17 protein-coding genes and 1 pseudogene are annotated in these 17,284 nt (G+C 71.9%); 12 read left to right on the forward strand and 6 right to left on the reverse strand.

Annotated features, from left to right (window positions below; genetic code table 11):
• Window position 1 precedes the first annotated feature (1 nt).
• Window positions 2–2,077 carry an iron ABC transporter permease gene (locus tag ACQPW6_RS37305; RefSeq protein ID WP_433894161.1) on the forward strand — a complete coding sequence of 692 codons (2,076 nt, stop codon included), beginning with the start codon at window positions 2–4 and terminating at the stop codon, window positions 2,075–2,077.
• Between the two features lie 21 nt (window positions 2,078–2,098).
• Here ACQPW6_RS37305 and ACQPW6_RS37310 read toward each other — a convergent pair whose 3' ends face one another.
• The 4 genes from ACQPW6_RS37310 to ACQPW6_RS37325 form a co-directional block, all read right to left on the reverse strand.
• The gene (locus tag ACQPW6_RS37310) at window positions 2,099–2,275 is read right to left on the reverse strand and encodes a hypothetical protein (RefSeq protein WP_433894162.1); all 177 of its coding nucleotides are present in this window, start codon (window positions 2,273–2,275) and stop codon (window positions 2,099–2,101) included.
• A gap of 90 nt (window positions 2,276–2,365) precedes the next feature.
• A complete protein-coding gene (locus tag ACQPW6_RS37315; RefSeq protein WP_433894163.1) occupies window positions 2,366–3,490 on the reverse strand; it encodes a glycoside hydrolase family 3 N-terminal domain-containing protein in 1,125 nt (374 codons plus the stop codon).
• 120 nt (window positions 3,491–3,610) lie between these two features.
• Window positions 3,611–5,086 (reverse strand): Re/Si-specific NAD(P)(+) transhydrogenase subunit beta, encoded by a 1,476-nt coding sequence (pntB, locus tag ACQPW6_RS37320; RefSeq protein ID WP_433894164.1) that lies wholly within the window; start codon window positions 5,084–5,086, stop codon window positions 3,611–3,613.
• 6 nt (window positions 5,087–5,092) lie between these two features.
• Window positions 5,093–6,643: a Re/Si-specific NAD(P)(+) transhydrogenase subunit alpha gene (locus ACQPW6_RS37325; RefSeq protein WP_433894165.1), complete on the reverse strand. Its 1,551-nt coding sequence runs from the start codon at window positions 6,641–6,643 to the stop codon at window positions 5,093–5,095.
• Window positions 6,644–6,867: 224 nt separating this feature from the next.
• On the opposite strand from ACQPW6_RS37325, the gene ACQPW6_RS37330 reads away from it, so the two are divergent.
• From ACQPW6_RS37330 to ACQPW6_RS37370, 9 genes and pseudogenes are all read left to right on the forward strand, one after another.
• Window positions 6,868–7,293, forward strand: a complete 426-nt coding sequence (locus ACQPW6_RS37330; RefSeq protein WP_433894166.1) for an SsgA family sporulation/cell division regulator — start codon at window positions 6,868–6,870, stop codon at window positions 7,291–7,293.
• 61 nt (window positions 7,294–7,354) lie between these two features.
• A pseudogene (locus ACQPW6_RS37335) lies at window positions 7,355–7,486 on the forward strand (hypothetical protein); the annotation flags it as partial.
• A gap of 70 nt (window positions 7,487–7,556) precedes the next feature.
• Complete coding sequence (locus tag ACQPW6_RS37340) at window positions 7,557–7,949, forward strand: hypothetical protein (RefSeq protein WP_433894810.1); 393 nt, start codon at window positions 7,557–7,559, stop codon at window positions 7,947–7,949.
• A gap of 286 nt (window positions 7,950–8,235) precedes the next feature.
• Window positions 8,236–8,859, forward strand: a complete 624-nt coding sequence (locus ACQPW6_RS37345) for a hypothetical protein (protein ID WP_433894167.1) — start codon at window positions 8,236–8,238, stop codon at window positions 8,857–8,859.
• 7 nt (window positions 8,860–8,866) lie between these two features.
• The gene (locus tag ACQPW6_RS37350; RefSeq protein WP_433894168.1) at window positions 8,867–9,814 is read left to right on the forward strand and encodes an SRPBCC family protein; all 948 of its coding nucleotides are present in this window, start codon (window positions 8,867–8,869) and stop codon (window positions 9,812–9,814) included.
• A gap of 2 nt (window positions 9,815–9,816) precedes the next feature.
• The gene (locus tag ACQPW6_RS37355) at window positions 9,817–10,653 is read left to right on the forward strand and encodes a hypothetical protein (RefSeq protein WP_433894169.1); all 837 of its coding nucleotides are present in this window, start codon (window positions 9,817–9,819) and stop codon (window positions 10,651–10,653) included.
• A gap of 309 nt (window positions 10,654–10,962) precedes the next feature.
• A complete protein-coding gene (locus ACQPW6_RS37360; protein WP_433894170.1) occupies window positions 10,963–11,406 on the forward strand; it encodes a MarR family winged helix-turn-helix transcriptional regulator in 444 nt (147 codons plus the stop codon).
• A gap of 197 nt (window positions 11,407–11,603) precedes the next feature.
• On the forward strand, window positions 11,604–12,236 hold the full coding sequence (locus tag ACQPW6_RS37365; protein ID WP_433894171.1) for an NAD(P)-dependent oxidoreductase: 633 nt from the start codon (window positions 11,604–11,606) through the stop codon (window positions 12,234–12,236).
• 193 nt (window positions 12,237–12,429) lie between these two features.
• Window positions 12,430–13,614: a GH12 family glycosyl hydrolase domain-containing protein gene (locus tag ACQPW6_RS37370; protein ID WP_433894172.1), complete on the forward strand. Its 1,185-nt coding sequence runs from the start codon at window positions 12,430–12,432 to the stop codon at window positions 13,612–13,614.
• A 237-nt stretch (window positions 13,615–13,851) separates the two neighbouring features.
• Here the strand turns inward: ACQPW6_RS37370 and ACQPW6_RS37375 are convergent, their stop codons facing one another.
• Window positions 13,852–14,235, reverse strand: coding sequence for a DoxX family protein (locus ACQPW6_RS37375; RefSeq protein ID WP_433894173.1), 384 nt, complete (start codon window positions 14,233–14,235; stop codon window positions 13,852–13,854).
• Window positions 14,236–14,311: 76 nt separating this feature from the next.
• On the opposite strand from ACQPW6_RS37375, the gene ACQPW6_RS37380 reads away from it, so the two are divergent.
• Complete coding sequence (locus ACQPW6_RS37380; RefSeq protein WP_433894174.1) at window positions 14,312–15,202, forward strand: LysR family transcriptional regulator; 891 nt, start codon at window positions 14,312–14,314, stop codon at window positions 15,200–15,202.
• A gap of 147 nt (window positions 15,203–15,349) precedes the next feature.
• Complete coding sequence (locus ACQPW6_RS37385; protein WP_433894175.1) at window positions 15,350–16,105, forward strand: GntR family transcriptional regulator; 756 nt, start codon at window positions 15,350–15,352, stop codon at window positions 16,103–16,105.
• A 33-nt stretch (window positions 16,106–16,138) separates the two neighbouring features.
• Here ACQPW6_RS37385 and ACQPW6_RS37390 read toward each other — a convergent pair whose 3' ends face one another.
• Window positions 16,139–17,083: a zinc-dependent alcohol dehydrogenase gene (locus ACQPW6_RS37390; protein ID WP_433894176.1), complete on the reverse strand. Its 945-nt coding sequence runs from the start codon at window positions 17,081–17,083 to the stop codon at window positions 16,139–16,141.
• Window positions 17,084–17,284: the final 201 nt, after the last annotated feature.

Below are 17,284 nucleotides of genomic sequence, written 5' to 3' on the forward strand. Positions count from 1 at the left end.
CGTGACCGTCACCGAGACGACCGCTCCCGCCGGCGGCAAGGTCGCGGCCGGACCGGGACCGGCCACCGGAGCGGTCGCCGCGGTGGCCGCGCTCGTCGTGCTGATCGCGGTCCTGGCCGTCGTCGACATCACCCAGGGCACGGCCGCGGTCGGCGCGGGCGAGGTGTGGAAGGCGCTCACCGGCCGCGCCGACCAGGGCGACGCCTCCGTGGTCATCGCCTCCCGGCTGCCGAGAATGGTCGCCGGACTCCTGGTCGGCGCCGCGCTCGGCAGCGCGGGCGCCGCCCTCCAGGCGGTGAGCCGCAACGTACTCGCCTCACCCGACACCCTCGCGGTGAACGCCGGCGCCTACCTCGCGCTCGGCGTGGTGACCGTCACCGGCGTGTCGCTGCCGCTGCTCGCCTCCTCGGGCGTCGCGTTCGCCGGCGGCCTCGCCGCGGCCGCCGCCGTGCTCGGCCTGTCCGGCCTCGGCGTCGGCACGGTACGGCTGGTGCTGGCCGGCACCGCGCTCACCCTCGGGCTCAGCTCGGTCACCGACGCGCTGCTGCTGCTCTACCCCGAGCGGACCAACGGCCTCTACCAGTGGAACCAGGGCAGCATCAGCCAGAACGGGTTCGGCGGCGTCGACCAGATGCTGCCGCTGGTCCTGGCCGGGCTGGTCGGGCTGCTGCTGGTCGCCCGCCGGATGGACGTACTCGGACTGGGCGACGACGCCGCCCGCGGCCTCGGCGTACCGGTCCGCGGCACCCGGGTCGCCGTGGTGGTGCTCGGCTCGCTGCTGTCCGCCGCCGCGGTGACGCTCGCCGGGCCGATCGGCTTCATCGGCCTCTGCGCGCCGGCCCTGGTGCGGCCGCCGGCCCGCCGGTTCCGCGCGCTGGTCAGGTCCCGGGCGGCGGTGCCCGTGGCCGGGCTGGTCGGCGCGGCGCTGGTCCTGGGCTCGGACGTGCTGCTGCGCGCGATGGTGAGCAGGCAGACCGCGCCCTCGGTGCCGACCGGTGTCATCACCAGTGTCGTCGGCGCGGTGTTCCTGGTCGCGATGGCCTTCCGGGCCAAGGACTCCGGCGCCGTCGCCGAGTCCGACCGGACGCGCATCCCGGGCCGGGCCGGGTTCCTGGCCACCGTGGCCGTGCTCACGGCCGTACTGGTCGCCGTGCTGATCGCGGGGGTGCTGCTCGGCGACGCCAAACTGCTCCTCGGCGATGTCGTCAACTGGGCACTCGGCAGGGCCGGGCAGGGCGTCACCTTCGTCCTCGACACGCGGGTGCCGAGAGTCTTCGCGGCGCTGCTGGCCGGCGCCGCGCTCGCCCTGGCCGGAACTCTCGTCCAGGCCGTGACCCGCAACCCGCTCGCCGAACCCGGCGTGCTGGGGGTCTCAGGCGGCGGCGGACTCGGCGCCGTGCTGCTGGTGACCTCGGTGCCGGCGGCCGGCGCGTGGAGCATCGCGGGGGCGTCCTTCGCCGGGGCCTCGGCCGCCGCCGCGATCGTCTTCGGGCTCGCCGCCCGTGGCGGCTTCCAGCAGAACCGGCTGGTGCTGGTCGGTGTGGGGGTCTCCACCGCGGCGGCGGCGCTGATCAGCCTGGTCATCGTGCTCACCGACCCGTTCAACGCCACCAAGGCACTGACCTGGCTGTCCGGTTCGACCTACGGGCGCACCTGGCCGGACCTGGTGCCGGTCGCGATCGTGCTCGCCGCGGGCGCCGGGTACGCGTTCGCCCGGCGCACGGAGCTCGACCTGGTGGCGCTCGACCAGGACACCCCGCGGCTGCTCGGACTGCCGCTGGCCCCCGCGCGGTTCGGCTTCCTGGCGGTCGGCGTGCTGCTGAGCGCCACCGCGACCGCCGCCGCCGGCACGATCGGATTCGTCGGCCTGGTGGCACCGCACGCGGCCCGCGCCCTGGTGGGCCGACGGCACGTGCGGGTGGTCCCGGTGGCGATGCTGCTCGGCGCGATCCTGGTCTGCGCCTCGGACCTGCTCGGCCGTACGGTCATCGCCCCGGCCCAGCTGGGCGCCGGCCTCATGACGGCCGTGGTCGGCACCCCGTACTTCGTCCGGCTGCTGCTGCGCACCCGCCGCTGAGCCGCGTCCCGCCCGGGGGCGCTACACGACGTTGCGGATCAGCCACTCGTCGTCGTTGTAGTCGTCCCTGGCCGGGTCGTGCGGCGCGGCCTGAACCTCCTGGAAGGTGTCCTCCGGACGGATCCGCTCCGGCAGCCTGCCGAACCGCTCCCGCCGTACCGACTCCGCCGATGCCCGGGTCACTTCGCTGTCCGCCATGTCATCGCCTCCCTGTTGCCAGGTCCAACGACACGCCACCTCCGGCTGTTCCCCTTCCCGGGCCCTTCCCGGGCCCGCTGTCCGGCGGGGTCAGGCGAGCCAGGTGCGCAGCGCCGTGACGCGCTGGACCGCCGCGTTGAAGTCGGCGGTCGGCAGTTGCGCGCTGGAGTAGGCGTCGGCCAGCGCGGTGACTGCCGCGGCGCCCTGGGAGGTGTCGCGGGCCGAGCACAGCAGCAGGTCGATGCCCGCGGTCGCCGCCAGGACCGCGCGGCGGCCGGTGGTGTAGGACGAGCTGATCGCGCCGGCCTCCAGCGCGTCGGTGATCGTCACTCCGGTGAAGCCGAGCCGCTGGCGCAGCTCCTGCTGGACGACCACCGGGGAGAGCCCGGCGGGCCGGGAGGCGTCGAGGGCCGGGTAGACCGCCCAGGAGAGCATCACGAGCTTGACGCCCGCGGCGATCGCGGTCCGGTAGGGCGCCTCGTCGGTGTTGCGCAGGGTGGTCAGGCTCTGGGTGAGGGTGACCGGGCCCAGGTCGGTGTTCTGGGCGGCGGTCGCGGCGCCGAGACCGGGGAAGTGCTTGGCGGTGGCGGCGACCTGGTTGGTCTGCTGGGCGGCGATGAACGCCCGGCCGAGACTGCTGACCCTGGCCGGGTCGCTGCTGTACGAGCGCTGGTACTCGTCGATGAAGTTGCCCGACTGGTAGAACACGTCGAGCACCGGGGCCAGGTTGAGGTTCATGCCCACGCCCGCCAGGTTCTGCCCGGCGCCCGCGCCGGCCCGCGAGGCGTCGATCTGCGACTGCCCGGACAGGCCGATCTGCTTCTCCGACAGCGTCGGCGCACCCGGCAGCCGCCTGACCTGGCCGCCCTCCTGATCGGTCATCAGCAGCAGCGGCGCGTTCACCGGCGCCGCCGCGTTGGCCTGCGCGAGCTGGCTGACCACCGAGGCGATCTGGCTCTCGCTCGAGATGTTCTCGCCGAAGAAGATCACCCCGGCCGCCTGGCCGGCCCTGATGGCCGTCAGCAGGGCGGCCGGCGGCGTCAGCCCCGGGTAGGAGTAGATGACCCGCTGCCCCGCGAGCTGGAGCGGGGTCAGCGCCGACGGCTGCGGCGCGGCGGCCCGCGCGGCAGCGGTGCCGGACGCCGTCACCACCGCCGCACCGGCCGCGGTCAGGAGGGTACGGCGACGGACGGGGGGCTTCGGCGTTGCGTCCACGGCGGCCTCTTCCGGGAGAGAGGTGGGGAGACAGGCATTCCGCGCTCATGACACGTGTGGCGGAAGTGACCGTACGCCACAAGGGAGGCCGCTGAAAGAGTGCCGGGCAGTCCGGCGGCGTCAGGCGACGACCGAATCACCCACATGCTCCTGAACCGCCCTCGGCGAGGTGGCGGGCGGGGTCTGCGAGGTCAGCGCGCGCAGGATCGCGTCCACGCTCTGCTTGGCGTCGCCGAAGAGCATGCTGCTGTTCTCCCGGAAGAACAGCGGGTTCTGCACGCCCGCATAGCCCGAGGCCATGGACCGCTTGAAGACGACCACGTTCGCCGCCTCCCACACCCGCAGCACCGGCATGCCGGCGATGGGGCTCGTCGGATCGTCCTCCGCCGCCGGGTTGACGGTGTCGTTGGCGCCGATGACCAGCACCACCGAGGTGTCGGAGAAGTCGTCGTTGATCTCGTCCATCTCCAGCACGACGTCGTACGGCACCCTGGCCTCGGCCAGCAGGACGTTCATATGCCCGGGCAGCCGGCCCGCCACCGGGTGCACGCCGAACCGCACCTCGATGCCGCGCTCGCGCAGGGTGCGGGTCAGCTCGGCCACCGGGTGCTGCGCCTGGGCGACGGCCATCCCGTACCCGGGGGTGATGATCACCGAGCTGGCGTCCGCCAGCAGCTGCGCGGTCTCCTCGGCGCTGGTCTCGCGGTGCTCGCCCTGCTCGGCGGCGTCCCCGGTCGGCGCCTGGATGCCGAAGCCGCCGGCGATCACCGAGATGAACGAGCGGTTCATCGCCTTGCACATGATGTAGGACAGGTACGCGCCGGAGGAGCCGACCAGGGCGCCGGTGACGATGAGCAGGTTGTTGTTCAGCAGGAACCCGGAGGCCGCCGCCGCCCAGCCGGAGTAGCTGTTCAGCATCGAGACCACCACCGGCATGTCGCCGCCGCCGATCGAGGCGACCAGGTGCCAGCCGAGGGCCAGCGCCAGTACGGTGACCGCGATCATCAGGCCGAGATCCGGACCGGTGGTGAACCAGATCGTCAGTCCCACGAAGGCCGCCAGTGCGGCCACGTTCAGCGCGTTCTTGCCCGGCAGCATCAGCGGCGCCGACTTGATCCTGGCCGACAGCTTCAGGAATGCGATGACCGAGCCGGTGAAGGTGACCGCGCCGATGAAGATGCCGATGAACAGCTCGGCGTGGTGGATGCGCAGCAGGTCGTGGGCGATCAGGGTCTGTGCCGAGCCGTGCGACTCGACCTCGTAGTAGCTGTTCCAGCCGACCAGCACCGCGGCGAGGCCGACGAAGCTGTGCAGGACGGCGATGAGTTCCGGCATCTGCGTCATCTCGACCCTGCGCGCCTGCCAGAGGCCCGCGGCGCCGCCGATCACCATGGCGACGATGATCAGGGCGACATCGGTGCCCGGGACGTCCCGCCCGGCGACGACGACGGTGGCCACGAGGGCCAGCGCCATGCCGGCCATCCCGTAGCCGACCCCGGCCCGCGAGGTGCGGTGCTGGGACAGGCCCGCGAGACTGAGGATGAACAGCAGAGCGGCGACGATGTCGGCGGCCAGGGTGGCCGTGGTGGCAGTCATCTGGCCTCAGTCTTTCGAGAACATGCCGAGCATGCGGCGGGTGACGGCGAATCCTCCGACGACGTTCACGCTCGTCAGCAGGATCGCGATGAACGACAGCACGGTGACGACTTTCGAGTCGTGCCCGATCTGCAGCAGCGCGCCGATCACCACGATCCCGGAGATCGCGTTGGTGACCGACATCAGCGGGGTGTGCAGCGCGTGGTGGACCTTCCCGATGACGTAGTAGCCGATGACCACCGCGAGGGCGAACACCGTGAAGTTCTCCGCCAGTTGGGCGGGGGAGTAGGCGATCAGCAGGAACATGGCGGCCATCGCCAGGCCGATCAGGCCGAACCTGACCGGCGGGGTCAGCCGCGGCTTCTTCGGCTGCGCCGCCTCCTTGGGCGCCGCGGGCGCGGCGGCCGCCGCCGGCGCCGCCGAGACCGTGACCGGCGGTGGCGGCCAGGTCTTCTCGCCGTCCCTGACCACGGTGACCGCGCGCTGCACGACGTCGTCGAAGTCGAGCACCAGCCGGCCGTCCTTGCCGGGGGTGAGCAGCTTGAGCAGGTTGACCAGGTTGGTGCCGTACAGCTGCGAGGCCTGGGCGGGCAGCCGGGCCGCCAGGTCGGTGTAGCCGATGATCGTCACGCCGTTGCCGGTGACGATCGCCCGGTCGGCGACCGTGCCCTCCACGTTGCCGCCCTGCGCCGCGGCCATGTCCACGATGACGCTGCCGGGCTTCATCGACGCCACGTCGGCGGCGGTGAGCAGCCGCGGGGCCGGCCGGCCGGGGATCAGCGCGGTGGTGACGACCACGTCGACGTCGGCGGCCTGCTCGCTGTAGATCTCCGCGGCGCGCCGGTCGTACGCCTCCGAGGTCGCCTTGGCGTAGCCGTCGGTGCTCGCCTGCTGCTCGACCTCGACGGCCAGGAACTCGCCGCCCAGCGAGCGGACCTGGTCGGCGACCTCCGGGCGCGGGTCGGTGGCGCGCACCACCGCGCCGAGGCTGCCGGCGGCGCCGATCGCGGCGAGGCCGGCCACACCGGCCCCGGCCACCAGCACCTTCGCCGGCGGCACCTTGCCCGCCGCGGTGACCTGGCCGGTGAAGAACCGGCCGAAGACGTGCGCGGCCTCGATCACCGCGCGGTACCCGGCGATGTTCGCCATCGAGCTGAGTACGTCCATCGACTGGGCACGGGAGATCCGCGGCACCGCGTCCAGGGCCAGCACGGTGATGGGGCGGGCGGCGAGCCGGTCGAGCAGGTCGGGGCTGAGGCCCGGCGCGATCAGCCCGACCAGGGTGGCGCCCTCGCGCAGCCGCCCGATCTCCTCGGCGGAGGGCGCGTTGACCTTCAGGACGGTGTCGGCCGCCCAGGCGTCGCCGATCGACGCGCCGGCGCCCGTATAGGCGTCGTCGGTGAACCCCGAGGCCGCGCCCGCCTCCGGCGCCACGACCACCGCGTATCCCAGGGCGACCAGCTGGCGCACGGTCGCCGGGGTCGCCGCGACCCTGGTCTCACCCGCCCTGGACTCCGCGACGACCCCGATCTGCTGAGGTGGCGAATCAGACGACATCTATCAACCCTCTTCGCTCGCGAAAGATCCGAACGAACCTACAATGAGGGCCGCCTGAGGACACGTCCAGCACCAGTTGCGCCGTCTGCCCGCCCGCCGGTCGCCGCCCGGGCGTTTGAAATCGGCCGTTCAGGCAAACCGCAAGGCAGCTCCCTTGTCACACGAGGCCGGTCGCCGTCCGGCGGGCGGGTGAGCTGTGCGGCTCGCCGGGCGAGGAGGACGACATGGCGACACACTCCACCGAGGACGCTCCGGTGACGGTCCGAACCGTCGGCATGCTCGAACTGCCGGGAACGGCGGGGGTGATGGTCGCGGCGGACCTCGTGTACCGGGTGCGGGACTGCTTCGCGGTCACCATGGTCCTGCGCGGCCCTGACGACGTCGAGGTCGGCTGGACCTTCGCATGGGACCTGCTGGAGCGGGGGCTGTCCGCCGCCACCGGCGAGGGCGAGGTCCGGGTCGCCCCCGTCCCGGGCTCCGAGGGCATCGTCGAGGTGGTGCTCGCCAGCTCCTTCGGCGCCAGGATGGCCTTCCCGACCCGGGACATCGCCGCCTTCCTGCACCTGGCCCGGCCGCTGCTCGCCCGGGGCCTGTCAGGGGTGTCGGCGGACCTCGACCGGGAGCTGGCGGCGATCATGGAGAACCGCTGACGGGGGCTCGCGCGGTCTCGGCCTGCTGCTGGCCAGGCGGCTGCTCGAGGTGGGCTGCGCGGTGACGGTCGCGGCCCGGGAGGCGGCGGAACCGGCCGAGGCCGAGGGTCTGCTGACGCACGGGGGAGGCGCGGGCCGGGTACGCGCCCAGGTCCGCGACGTGACCGACCGCGAGGCGGTCGGAGAGCTGATGCGGGCCGCCGCCAAAGCGCACGGCGTCGACCTCGTCATCGCCAACGCGGGCGTCATCCAGGTCGCCGGCCGTGGAGTTCGGCGGCGACCGGGCAGCGGAGTTCGGCTGGTTCTCGGCTCTCGCCGGCAGCCCCGTGGTGTCGATGGACGCGGAGCGTGCGGCGCGGCGAATCGTCCGCGCGGTGGCCCGGCGGCGGACCCGGCTGGTGCTGACCCCGGCCGCGAAGCTGGCCGGGCTGGCCCACGGCGTCGCGCCGGCGACGACCGTACGGCTGACCTCCCTCGGCGCTCGCGCCCTGCCGTCGGCCGGGGAACGGGAAGGCACCGGCGGGGCGGACCTGCGCGAGGGCCGTGACATCGAGTCGGAACCGGCGAATCCGGTGGCCCGCCGGCTCCGGGCGTGGTGGAGCGCCCTCAACGACCGGGCGGCCGACGCGTACAACGAGCGCCGCCGCCACGCCTGAACCTTCCTGCGTCGGAGCGTCAGGCGACTGCCCCCCAGGACTCCGGTCCAGGGGGCTTTCTTCTGCCCGTATCTGCTTGACGCAACCACTCTGACCACGCCTTTCGCCCGAAGATGCGGATTCGCTGAAGTGCACCAGACTGGGAACCGGGGCGAGGCGGCTCGAACCCTTCTGGGTTCCGAGGGCAGCGGCGCGCCCCGCTCGGGGCGGTCGGGAGTCGCCCTCCGGGAGCTGGTGTCCGAGTCGTAGAGGGCATCCGCCCGCGACAGTGGGAAGGCGAAGCGTGATGGGCGCACCGAAGAAACTCGGCATGGCCGCGGCCATGGCCGGCGGCTATCTGCTCGGCCGCGGCACCAAGGCGGCCCGCGGCGCGGCCTCCTCGGTGACGGACCGCGGCATCACCGCGCTGACCGCGGCCCTGCACGAACACACCCTCGGGCTGGACCGTGAACCGGACGCCGGCGAGGACGAGGACTCGCAGGCGCCGGAAGACGGCGGCACGGAGCCGCAGGAGGCCGGCGACGCCGACACGCGGCAGCCGGACACCGAGGGCGGCGAGGACGGCAAGGACGACGAGGGCGCCGAGCAGCCGAAGGCCCCGGCGAGAAAGCCGGCCGCGCGGTCGAGGCCGGCGGCGAAGAAGACCCCGGCGAAAAAGGCCGCGCCCAAGAGCCCTGTGGCCAAGAAGGCGCCAGCCGAAGAGGCCCCGGCGAAGAGGGCCGTGGCCAAGAAGGCTCCGGCGAAGAGGTCTCCGGCCGGCAAGCCCGGCGCGAAGAGCGCGAGCGCGCCCGGCAGGCGGGCCCCGGCCAAGGCGTCCACCGGCAGCAAGTCGTCCGCCGCCCGGAAGGCGACGGCGAAGAAGAGCCAGCCCACCAAGAAGGCAGCGGCACGCAGCCGGCGGGAAAGGTGACCAGTCCATGGCGACCGACCAGAAGACCCAGGAATCCGATCCGAGCCCGATGGCCCAGCTCAAGCATGAGATCGGCCGGTACGTCGGTGCCCGGGCCAGACACGCTGTCCGCAAGGCGGGCAGCAAGCTGACCGAGGCGACCGACAAGCTCATCGACGTCGACGAGGACAGCGGCACCGTCCCGAAGGTCGGCAAGCGGGTCCTGCACGGTGAGTCGCCCGCCAAGGCCATCGCCGCCGAGAAGGGCGAGGACGTCAAGAGCGGGATCGTCGGGAAGGTCAAGGACGCCATTCCGGGCAGCGGTTCCCACGACGACTCCGACAGCGGTTCGGGCGGCGGCTCCGGTGACGTCGACGCTTCGGGCGACGGCAAGTCCACGAACATCATCGAGATGATGGACGTCGGGGTGCCGTTGCGCACCGCCTACGACCACTGGACCGAGTACGAGTCCTTCAGCGACTTCACCAAGGGCGTCCAGAGCGCGGAGCGCGGCGAGGAGGCCGTCAGCGAGTGGACGGTCAAGATCGGCCCTTCGACCAGGACCTGGAAGGCGACCGTCCAGGAGCAGATCCCCGACGACCGGATCGTCTGGACGTCGGAGGGAGGCCAGGGCACCACCCAGGGCGCGGTCAGCTTCCACGAGATCACCCCGACGCTCACCCGGATCATCATGGTCCTCGTCTACTACCCGACCGGCTTCGTGGAGAAGACCGGCAACCTGTGGCGGGCCCAGGGCCGCCGGGCCCGGCTGGACTTCAAGAACTTCCAGCGCTACGTGACCTTCGCGGAGGACGAGGCCGAGGGCTGGCGCGGTGAGATCCGCGACGGCGAGGTCGTCGAGACCCACGAGGAGGCCATGGAGCGGGAGGAGGACGAGGAGGGCCAGGAGCCGGAGGACGACGACACCGGCACCGACGAAGAAGCGGACGAAGAGGGCGACGAAGAGGAAGACTGACCATGGACGGTGACGTGAAGGCGGGCGATCGGCCGGCGGAAGAGCCGGGGGTGGGGCCGGACGCCCGCAAGCCGCAGGGCGATCCGGATGTGCTGCTGGACATCCCGGACCTGCACGTGGACGAGATCGATCTCGACGTCCAGGATCTGCGCGCCCGGGTGGCGCTGCACGCGGAGGTGCTCGACCTGCTGAAACTCGACGTCGGCGTGGACGTGGTGCTGGGCCGGGTCGAACTGGACGTGACCGGCGTCCAGGCGCAGGCCCTGCTCAAGGTGCGCCTCGACAACGTCGCCGAGATCGTCGGCAGCGTGCTGCGCACGATCGATCGCAACCCGCAGATCCTGGAGCAGGTCACCCGGCCGGTGGGTGAGGCGGTCCAGTCGGTCGGCTCGGGAGCCGGCCGCGCCGTCGGCGAACTGGGCCGGGGTGCGGGGGAGGCGGTCGAGGACGTCGGTGAGGGCGCGGGCGAGGCCGTCGAAGACGTAGCTGAGGGCGCCGGGCAGGCTGTGGAGGAGGTCGGTTCGGGCGCGGGCGAGGCTGTGGAGGAGGTCGGTTCGGGCGCGGGCGAGGCGGTCGAGGAGGTCGGTTCGGGCGCGGGCGAGGCGGTCGAGGACGTCGGCTCCGGCGTGGGTGAAGCCGCCGGCGAGGTCGGTTCCGGCGCCGGTGAGGCCGTCGACGACATCAGCGCGAGCGCGAGCACGGCCCTCGGGGACGAGGAGATCGAACGGAAGGAACGCGCGGCCGAGACCGCCGGTTCCTCGCGCCGGCACCCGCGCCGCCGCCCGCGTCCCGCCCCCTCCCGCCGTACGGCCTCGGCCCGGCGCCACCAGCCCCGCTGATCCGGCCGCGGAACACGCGCGGCGCCCACATCGAGGTGCCCGGTAGACGTTCCCGCCGGCCGCAAGGTCCGCGAGGCCGCGGTCTCCTTCGACGACCCGGGACATCGCCGCCGCAGTGAAACAACTAGTCAGTTATGCTGACGAATGTAAACATGCCGCGGTGCCGATGTCGGTGGCAGTCGCCCAGTCCGAAGGAGGGGATGGCGCAGCCCGCGCGGCCGTGGCCGGGCCGGGGGTGATCTGGCTCGGCCGGGTCGACAAAGGGTGTGAGCCTCGTGGGGCCGGACAGGCGATGGAGTCGAGAGCGGCATGGGCGACGAGCGGCGGACGAATCTCGGGGTGTTGCTGTTCATTCCGTACCGGTACGCCGAGGACCGGATGTTCGGGGCTCTGCGGGGTGCCGGGTTCGACGACTGGACCCTCGCCCAGTGCCGGGTGTTCCAACGCGTCGCCCCGGACGGGTCGCGCCTCACGGACCTCGCTGACCAGGCGCAAATGACCAAACAGAGCGCCGGCGTGATGGTCGACCAACTGGAGCGCCTGGGCTACGTCCGCCGGGTCCCCGACCCCGCGGACGGCCGCGCGCGGCTGATCGTCATCGAAGAACGCGGCCGGCGGGCGGTCGAGGTCGCCGCGGCCGCACTCGACGAGATCCTCGCGGAGTGGAAGGCGTATCTGGGCACCCGGAACTTCGCCCTTCTCCACCAGATCCTGGAGCAGCTCCGCGAGATCACCGACCCCTACGCACCGTAGGCCGGTCCCCTGGGCCGTCCGGCCCTGACGCCCGCCGCCCCGAACCGCCGGGCGTCAGCACGCTTCGACACCTCATTGACTTAGTCAGAATTCCTGACTATAGTTCCTGTTGAACCGTCGCCGTAGAGAGCACGCCGCCGCCACGGGCGCCGGCCCGGCGAGGTTCGGTTCAGCTTTCCTATAAGGAGCGAAATGTCATGAGGTTTCTCGTTCTTGGGGCAACCGGCCGCACCGGTGTCCTCTTCGTCAAAAAGGCACTCGACCAGGGACACCGGATCAGCGTCGTCGTCCGGAAGGCCGGCGCCGACGTCGACCCGCGCGCGGAGATCGTCGTGGGCGATGTCACCGATGCCGCCGTGATCGCGAAGGCGGCACAGGGCCACGACGCGATCATCAGCGCGCTCGGCGTGAAAAGCGCCCGCGATACACCCACGTTGATCACCGACATGGTCCGTGCGGTGATCGAGTCCGCGAAAACGTCAGGCGTCGACCGGTTCGTCATCGTGTCCGCGTTCGGAGTCGGCGACTCTCTCGCCAAGGCCTCATTCCTTGTGGGCCCCCTGTTCCGCACCGTGCTCCGGAAGACCTACGCGGACAAGGCCGCGTCGGAGGTGCTCTTGAAGGCCAGCGGTCTGAAGTGGACTCTCGGATACCCCGGAGCGCTGAACAATCGAAACGGTGGCCGCTACACCGAGGTCGTCCTGCAGGACGTCACGAAATTGCCGGTCTTCCCCTCGGCCTCGCGCTCCCACGTCGCCGACTTCCTCCTCCATGCCGCCGTGGAAGACATCTTCACCCGCCAGACCGTCGTCGTCATCGACGCCAAGTAGGACACCGGCGTGAGGAAGGCCCACCTGCGGATGTGCCCGCACTCGTACGGGACTCTTGCCACGCGTGGGACAACGCCCTTACGGTCCTTGCCTCGAAGTATTTGGGAGCGCTCCCACTCACGTCGAAAGGACTCCGCGCCCACTGCGCTTGCACGGTCCCCCCACCTCCGTGCCTGTCATCGAAAGGACAAGCATGAAGTCGCTACCGCAAGCCCTCCGCTCCACCCGCAGAACGGCCGTGGCCGTTCTCGCGGCGCTCGGCCTCGGTGTCGGCGGCCTGGTCACACTCGCCGCCGCGCCGGCCGCGCACGCCGACACCCAGATCTGCGACCAGTACGGGTCGACGACGATCCAGGGCAAGTACGTCGTGCAGAACAACCGCTGGGGCACATCCGAAGCCCAGTGCGTCAACGTCACCAGCAGTGGCTTCCAGCTCACCACGGCTGACGGCTCGGTGCCGACCAACGGTGCGCCGAAGGCGTACCCGTCCGTTTACAACGGCTGCCACTACACCAACTGCTCGCCCGGCACCAACCTGCCCGCGCAGCTCAGCGGGATCAGCAGCGCGCCGACGAGCATCTCCTACGCCTACGTGAACAACGCGGTCTTCGACGCGGCCTACGACATCTGGCTGGACCCGACGCCGAAGACGGACGGCGTCAACAAGACCGAGATCATGGTGTGGTTCAACCACGTCGGGTCGATCCAGCCGGTGGGTTCCAAGGTCGGCACCGCCAATGTCGCGGGCCGCAGCTGGGACGTCTGGACCGGCAACAACGGCGGCAACGACGTCATCTCCTTCGTCGCGCCCTCGGCGATCAGCAGCTGGAGCTTTGACGTCAAGGCGTTCGCGAACGAGACGATCAGCCGCGGGATGGCTCAGAGCAACTGGTACCTCACCAGCGTCCAGGCCGGTTTCGAGCCCTGGCAGAACGGCGCGGGCCTGGCTGTCACGAACTTCTCGTCCTCGGTCAGCACCGGCAGCAGCTCGACGAACGGCGGCGCCTCCAACGGTGGTACCACCAGCGGTTCGACCAGCGGCGGCAGCACCGGCGGTACGGGCGGCTCGGCCTGCAAGGTCACCTACGCGACGCAGACGTGGACCGGCGGCTTCACCGCCAACGTCACGATCGCCAACACCGGCTCCAGCGCGGTCGGCAACTGGAAGCTCGGCTTCACCCTGCCCTCGGGCCAGACCGTCACCAGCGCCTGGAACGCCACGGTGAACCCGACCTCCGGCGCCGTCACGGCGAGCAGCATGTCCTACAACGGCTCGATCCCGGCAGGCGGTTCGCAGTCCTTCGGCTTCCAGGGCACGTCGACGGGCAGCACGGCGTCCCCCACCGCCTTCACCCTGAACGGCGCCCCCTGCTCCTGACCCGACCCGTCCGACCGCCACCCGCAGAAGGGCCCGAAAACACAACAGAAGATCACCGGGCAACCACTGCCAGCGGCCTGTCCAGCCGCTGGCAGTCCTGCGTGACCCGCCCCATACGCCTCTGCGGAGGTGGTTCGGGAGCCGGGGCGGTGGCCGCCGGGTGAACGGCGATCGGGATCCGCAGGGTCAGCACACCCGCTTCCAGGTGCCGGGGCCGGCCGGCTGCTGGGCGAGCGGTCAGCTGCCGAACGACCAGGGGCCGAAGCGGCCCCAGGTGATGAGCAGCGCGATCGCCAGGTAGACCGAGTTGACCAGCACGAATCCGTACTGGCCGAGGCGGCCGTGGGTGATCATGGCGCCGACCATCAGGGCGATCCAGCAGGCGGCGGTGACCGGCACCATCACCGGCGCGATGTCGGTCGCGGCGGGCAGGATCAGGCCGAACGCGGCGAGGAGTTCCAGCAGGCCGAGCGTCTTGATGAAGCCGGGGGTCGCGTCACGCGTCCACTCCCCGCCGTGCTGCGCGCCGAGCTTCGCCTTGGGGATGACGGCCTTGCTGATGCCGCCGACCAGCGCGACCGTGGCAAGCAGTCCCGCGGCGATCCAGAGAGTGAGGTCCATGAAAACCAGCGTCGGCGCAGGTCAGCGAGCGATCAAGGTAGAGTCCGTGCAGCTGTCCATAACGTGGAGGTTATGAATGGAGCTGCGGGACATCGAGATCTTCCTGACGCTCGCCGAGGAGCTGCACTTCGGCCGCACCGCGGAGCGGCTCCGGGTGTCGCAGGCCCGGGTCAGCCAGTCCGTCAGCGCCCAGGAGCGCCGCCTCGGCGTGGCGCTCTTCGACCGTACGAGCCGGCGGGTGGCGCTGACCCCGGTCGGGCGCAGGCTGCGCGAGGACCTCCAGCAGGCCGTCGACCTGCTGCACGCCGGCCTCGCCCGCGCCCAGGCGGCCGGCCCCGGCGCGGACCGGACCCTGCGGCTCGGCGTCTTCGGCCACGCCGGACACGAGCTGCGCCCGATGATCGACGTGTTCCGCGACCGCTACCCCGGCAGCGACGTCCAGTTCGGCGAGATCAACGGCTTCGACGCGTTCGCCGCGCTGCGCTCGGGGGAGCACGACGCGCACGTGCTGTGGCTGCCGGTCGCCGAGCCCGACCTCACCGTCGGCCCCGTCGTGCTCACCGGAGGCCGGGTGCTGGCCGTGGCCGCCGACCACCCGCTCGCCGAGCGCGGCGTCGCGTCCCTGGAGGACCTCGCCGACAACCACGTGGTGGACATCGGCTCGGAGATCCCCGAGTACTGGGTCAACGCCATGGTGCCCGGCCGCACCCCGCTCGGGCGCCGCATCCCGCGCGGGCCCGCCGCACGGACCTTCCACGAGATCCTCTCCCTGGTCGCCGACGGACGCTGCGTGCACCCGCTCGGCGAGATCGCCGCGCGCTACAACAACCCGCCCGGCGTGGTGTTCCTGCCGCTGCACGACGCTCCGGCCCTCCAGTGGGCGCTGATCTGGCGCACCGCCGCCGACAGCCCCGCCCTCCGCGCCCTGGCCCAGACCGCCGCCGACCACGGCCCCGTCACACCCTGACGGGACCTCACGCCGCGGGGGCCCGGCGGTGCCGCGGACCGCGGGCCCCGCCACCCCGCGTGTCGGCTCCTGGCCAGAGAGCCACCGCTGAAGCTAGGGTGATCCGCGCCCGTTCACCGGGGCGCATCACCATGGGGGCTTCACCGTATGAACGACTCACCCGAGGGCGCCGGCGCCGTACTGCCCGGGTATCCCGAGCCGTTGTGGATCCAGGCGGTCAACGTGATCCGCGGCGAGATCGACCGCGGGGTGCTGCAGCCGGGCGGCCGGCTGCCGCCGGAGCGCGAGCTCTGCCAGCAACTGGGCATCAGCCGGGTGACGCTGCGCAAGGCGCTCGGCAGCCTGGTCGAGGCCGGCGTGCTCAACCCCTCGCACGGGCGCGGCTGGTATGTGGCCAGGACCGCGCAGAAGAAGGAGTGGCCCAACAGCCTGGAGTCGTTCAGCGAGACCGCGGCCCGGATGGGGCTCACCCCGCACTCGACGGTGCTGCGCGCCGAGACCAGCCCGGCGAGCATCGACGAGGCCGAGCAGCTGGCCATCGCCCCGGGGACGCCGCTCTTCCGGCTGGAGCGGGTGCGGCTGCTGGAGGGCGTCCCGATAGCGCTCGACCTCACCCGCCTGCGGCAGGCGCTGGTGCCGGGGATCGAGCAGGTCGACTTCCGCGAGCGGTCGCTGTATTCGACGCTCGGCGCCGCCGGGGTGCTGCCGGTGCGCGCGGACAGCACCATCGAGGCGACCAAGGCCGACGAGCGGGCGGCCGAGCACCTCGATCTGGCGCCCGGTGACCCGGTGCTCGTCATGCGGCAGCTCGCCCTGGGCGACCGGCAGGAACCGCTGTTCGTCTCGACGATCCGGTACGCGGGCGACCGCTACCGGCTGCGCACCTCGTTCGCCCGGTCGTAGCGGCGGACCCGGCGGACCCGGCGGACCCGGCGGTCAGAGCAGCACCACGCCCTTGACGAAGTCGGGCCCGGCCTCCTCCATGAGGCCGAACGCCTCGTCGATGCCGTCGAGACCGAACCGGTGGGTGACCAGCGGCTGGTAGCTGAACCGCCGGTCGGCGATCAGGCCGAGGGCCTGCCGCATGGCCTCGACCAGCCGCCTGCGGTCGGGGCAGAAGCCGTTGACGACGGTGACGGCCTTGTACCAGAGGTCCATGTCCATCATCGCGTCGCCGGTGTGGTGGTAGCCCACCACGCACAGCGTGCCGAACGGCCGCACCATGCTGCCGGCCGTCTTCAGCCCGCCGGTGGCCCCGGTCGCCTCCAGGACGATCCCCGGCCGCGCGTCGGTGGCCCGGCCGGTGTCGGTGCGGTACTCCTCCGGCAGCTCGTCGGGGGCGAAGACCAGGTCGGCGCCCAGCGCCAGGGCCCGGCGGCGGCGGGCCGGGTCGGGGTCGACGCCGATCAGCAGGCCGGGCGCGTGCCGCCTGGCGAGCTGGACGAGCCCGAGCCCCATGAAGCCGAGCCCCACCACGGCCACCCGGTCACCGGCGCGGATGCCGGTACGGGACAGCGCCTCCTCCAGGTCGGCGACCGGTTCGCCGATCGCGAGCGCCGGTTCGATCCCCTCGGGCACCGGCAGCACCGCGTCGGCGTCCATCACCGCCAGGGACGCGAAGCCGTCACCGCCGAGCCCGGTCACCAGGTCGCCGGGCAGCCAACGGCCCGCGTTCCGCCCGGTCGCGGCGACCCGGCCGACGATCTCATGGCCGAGCCGTACCGGCGCGCCGGTTCCGTCATGGGTGAGCCACGGCCCGATGTCGGAGGTGCACACCCCGCAGACCAGCACGTCCACCAGCACCTGGTGGTCGGCCGGGACCGGGTCGTCGGCGGTGACGATCTCGGAGGTGCGGGGGCCGATGAGTTGACTGATCTTCATACGGGGCTCCTGTCTGGGTGGTGCGGGTCAGTGTAGTCATCTGGTTCTAAGTGGTAAGCATTGGTCAGTCCGGACTCTGGCCGAATTTCTGGTCAGCTATGTCCAGCTATGTGGCTAAAGTTGCTAGTTGAAGGGCGAATTTCCGCCGCGTTACCTGCTGTTCCACCCCTAGACAGGAACGCTCTTCGTATTAAGATGACG

The organism is Streptomyces sp. CA-111067 (assembly GCF_050956065.1).
Classification (GTDB): Bacteria; Actinomycetota; Actinomycetes; order Streptomycetales; family Streptomycetaceae; genus Actinacidiphila.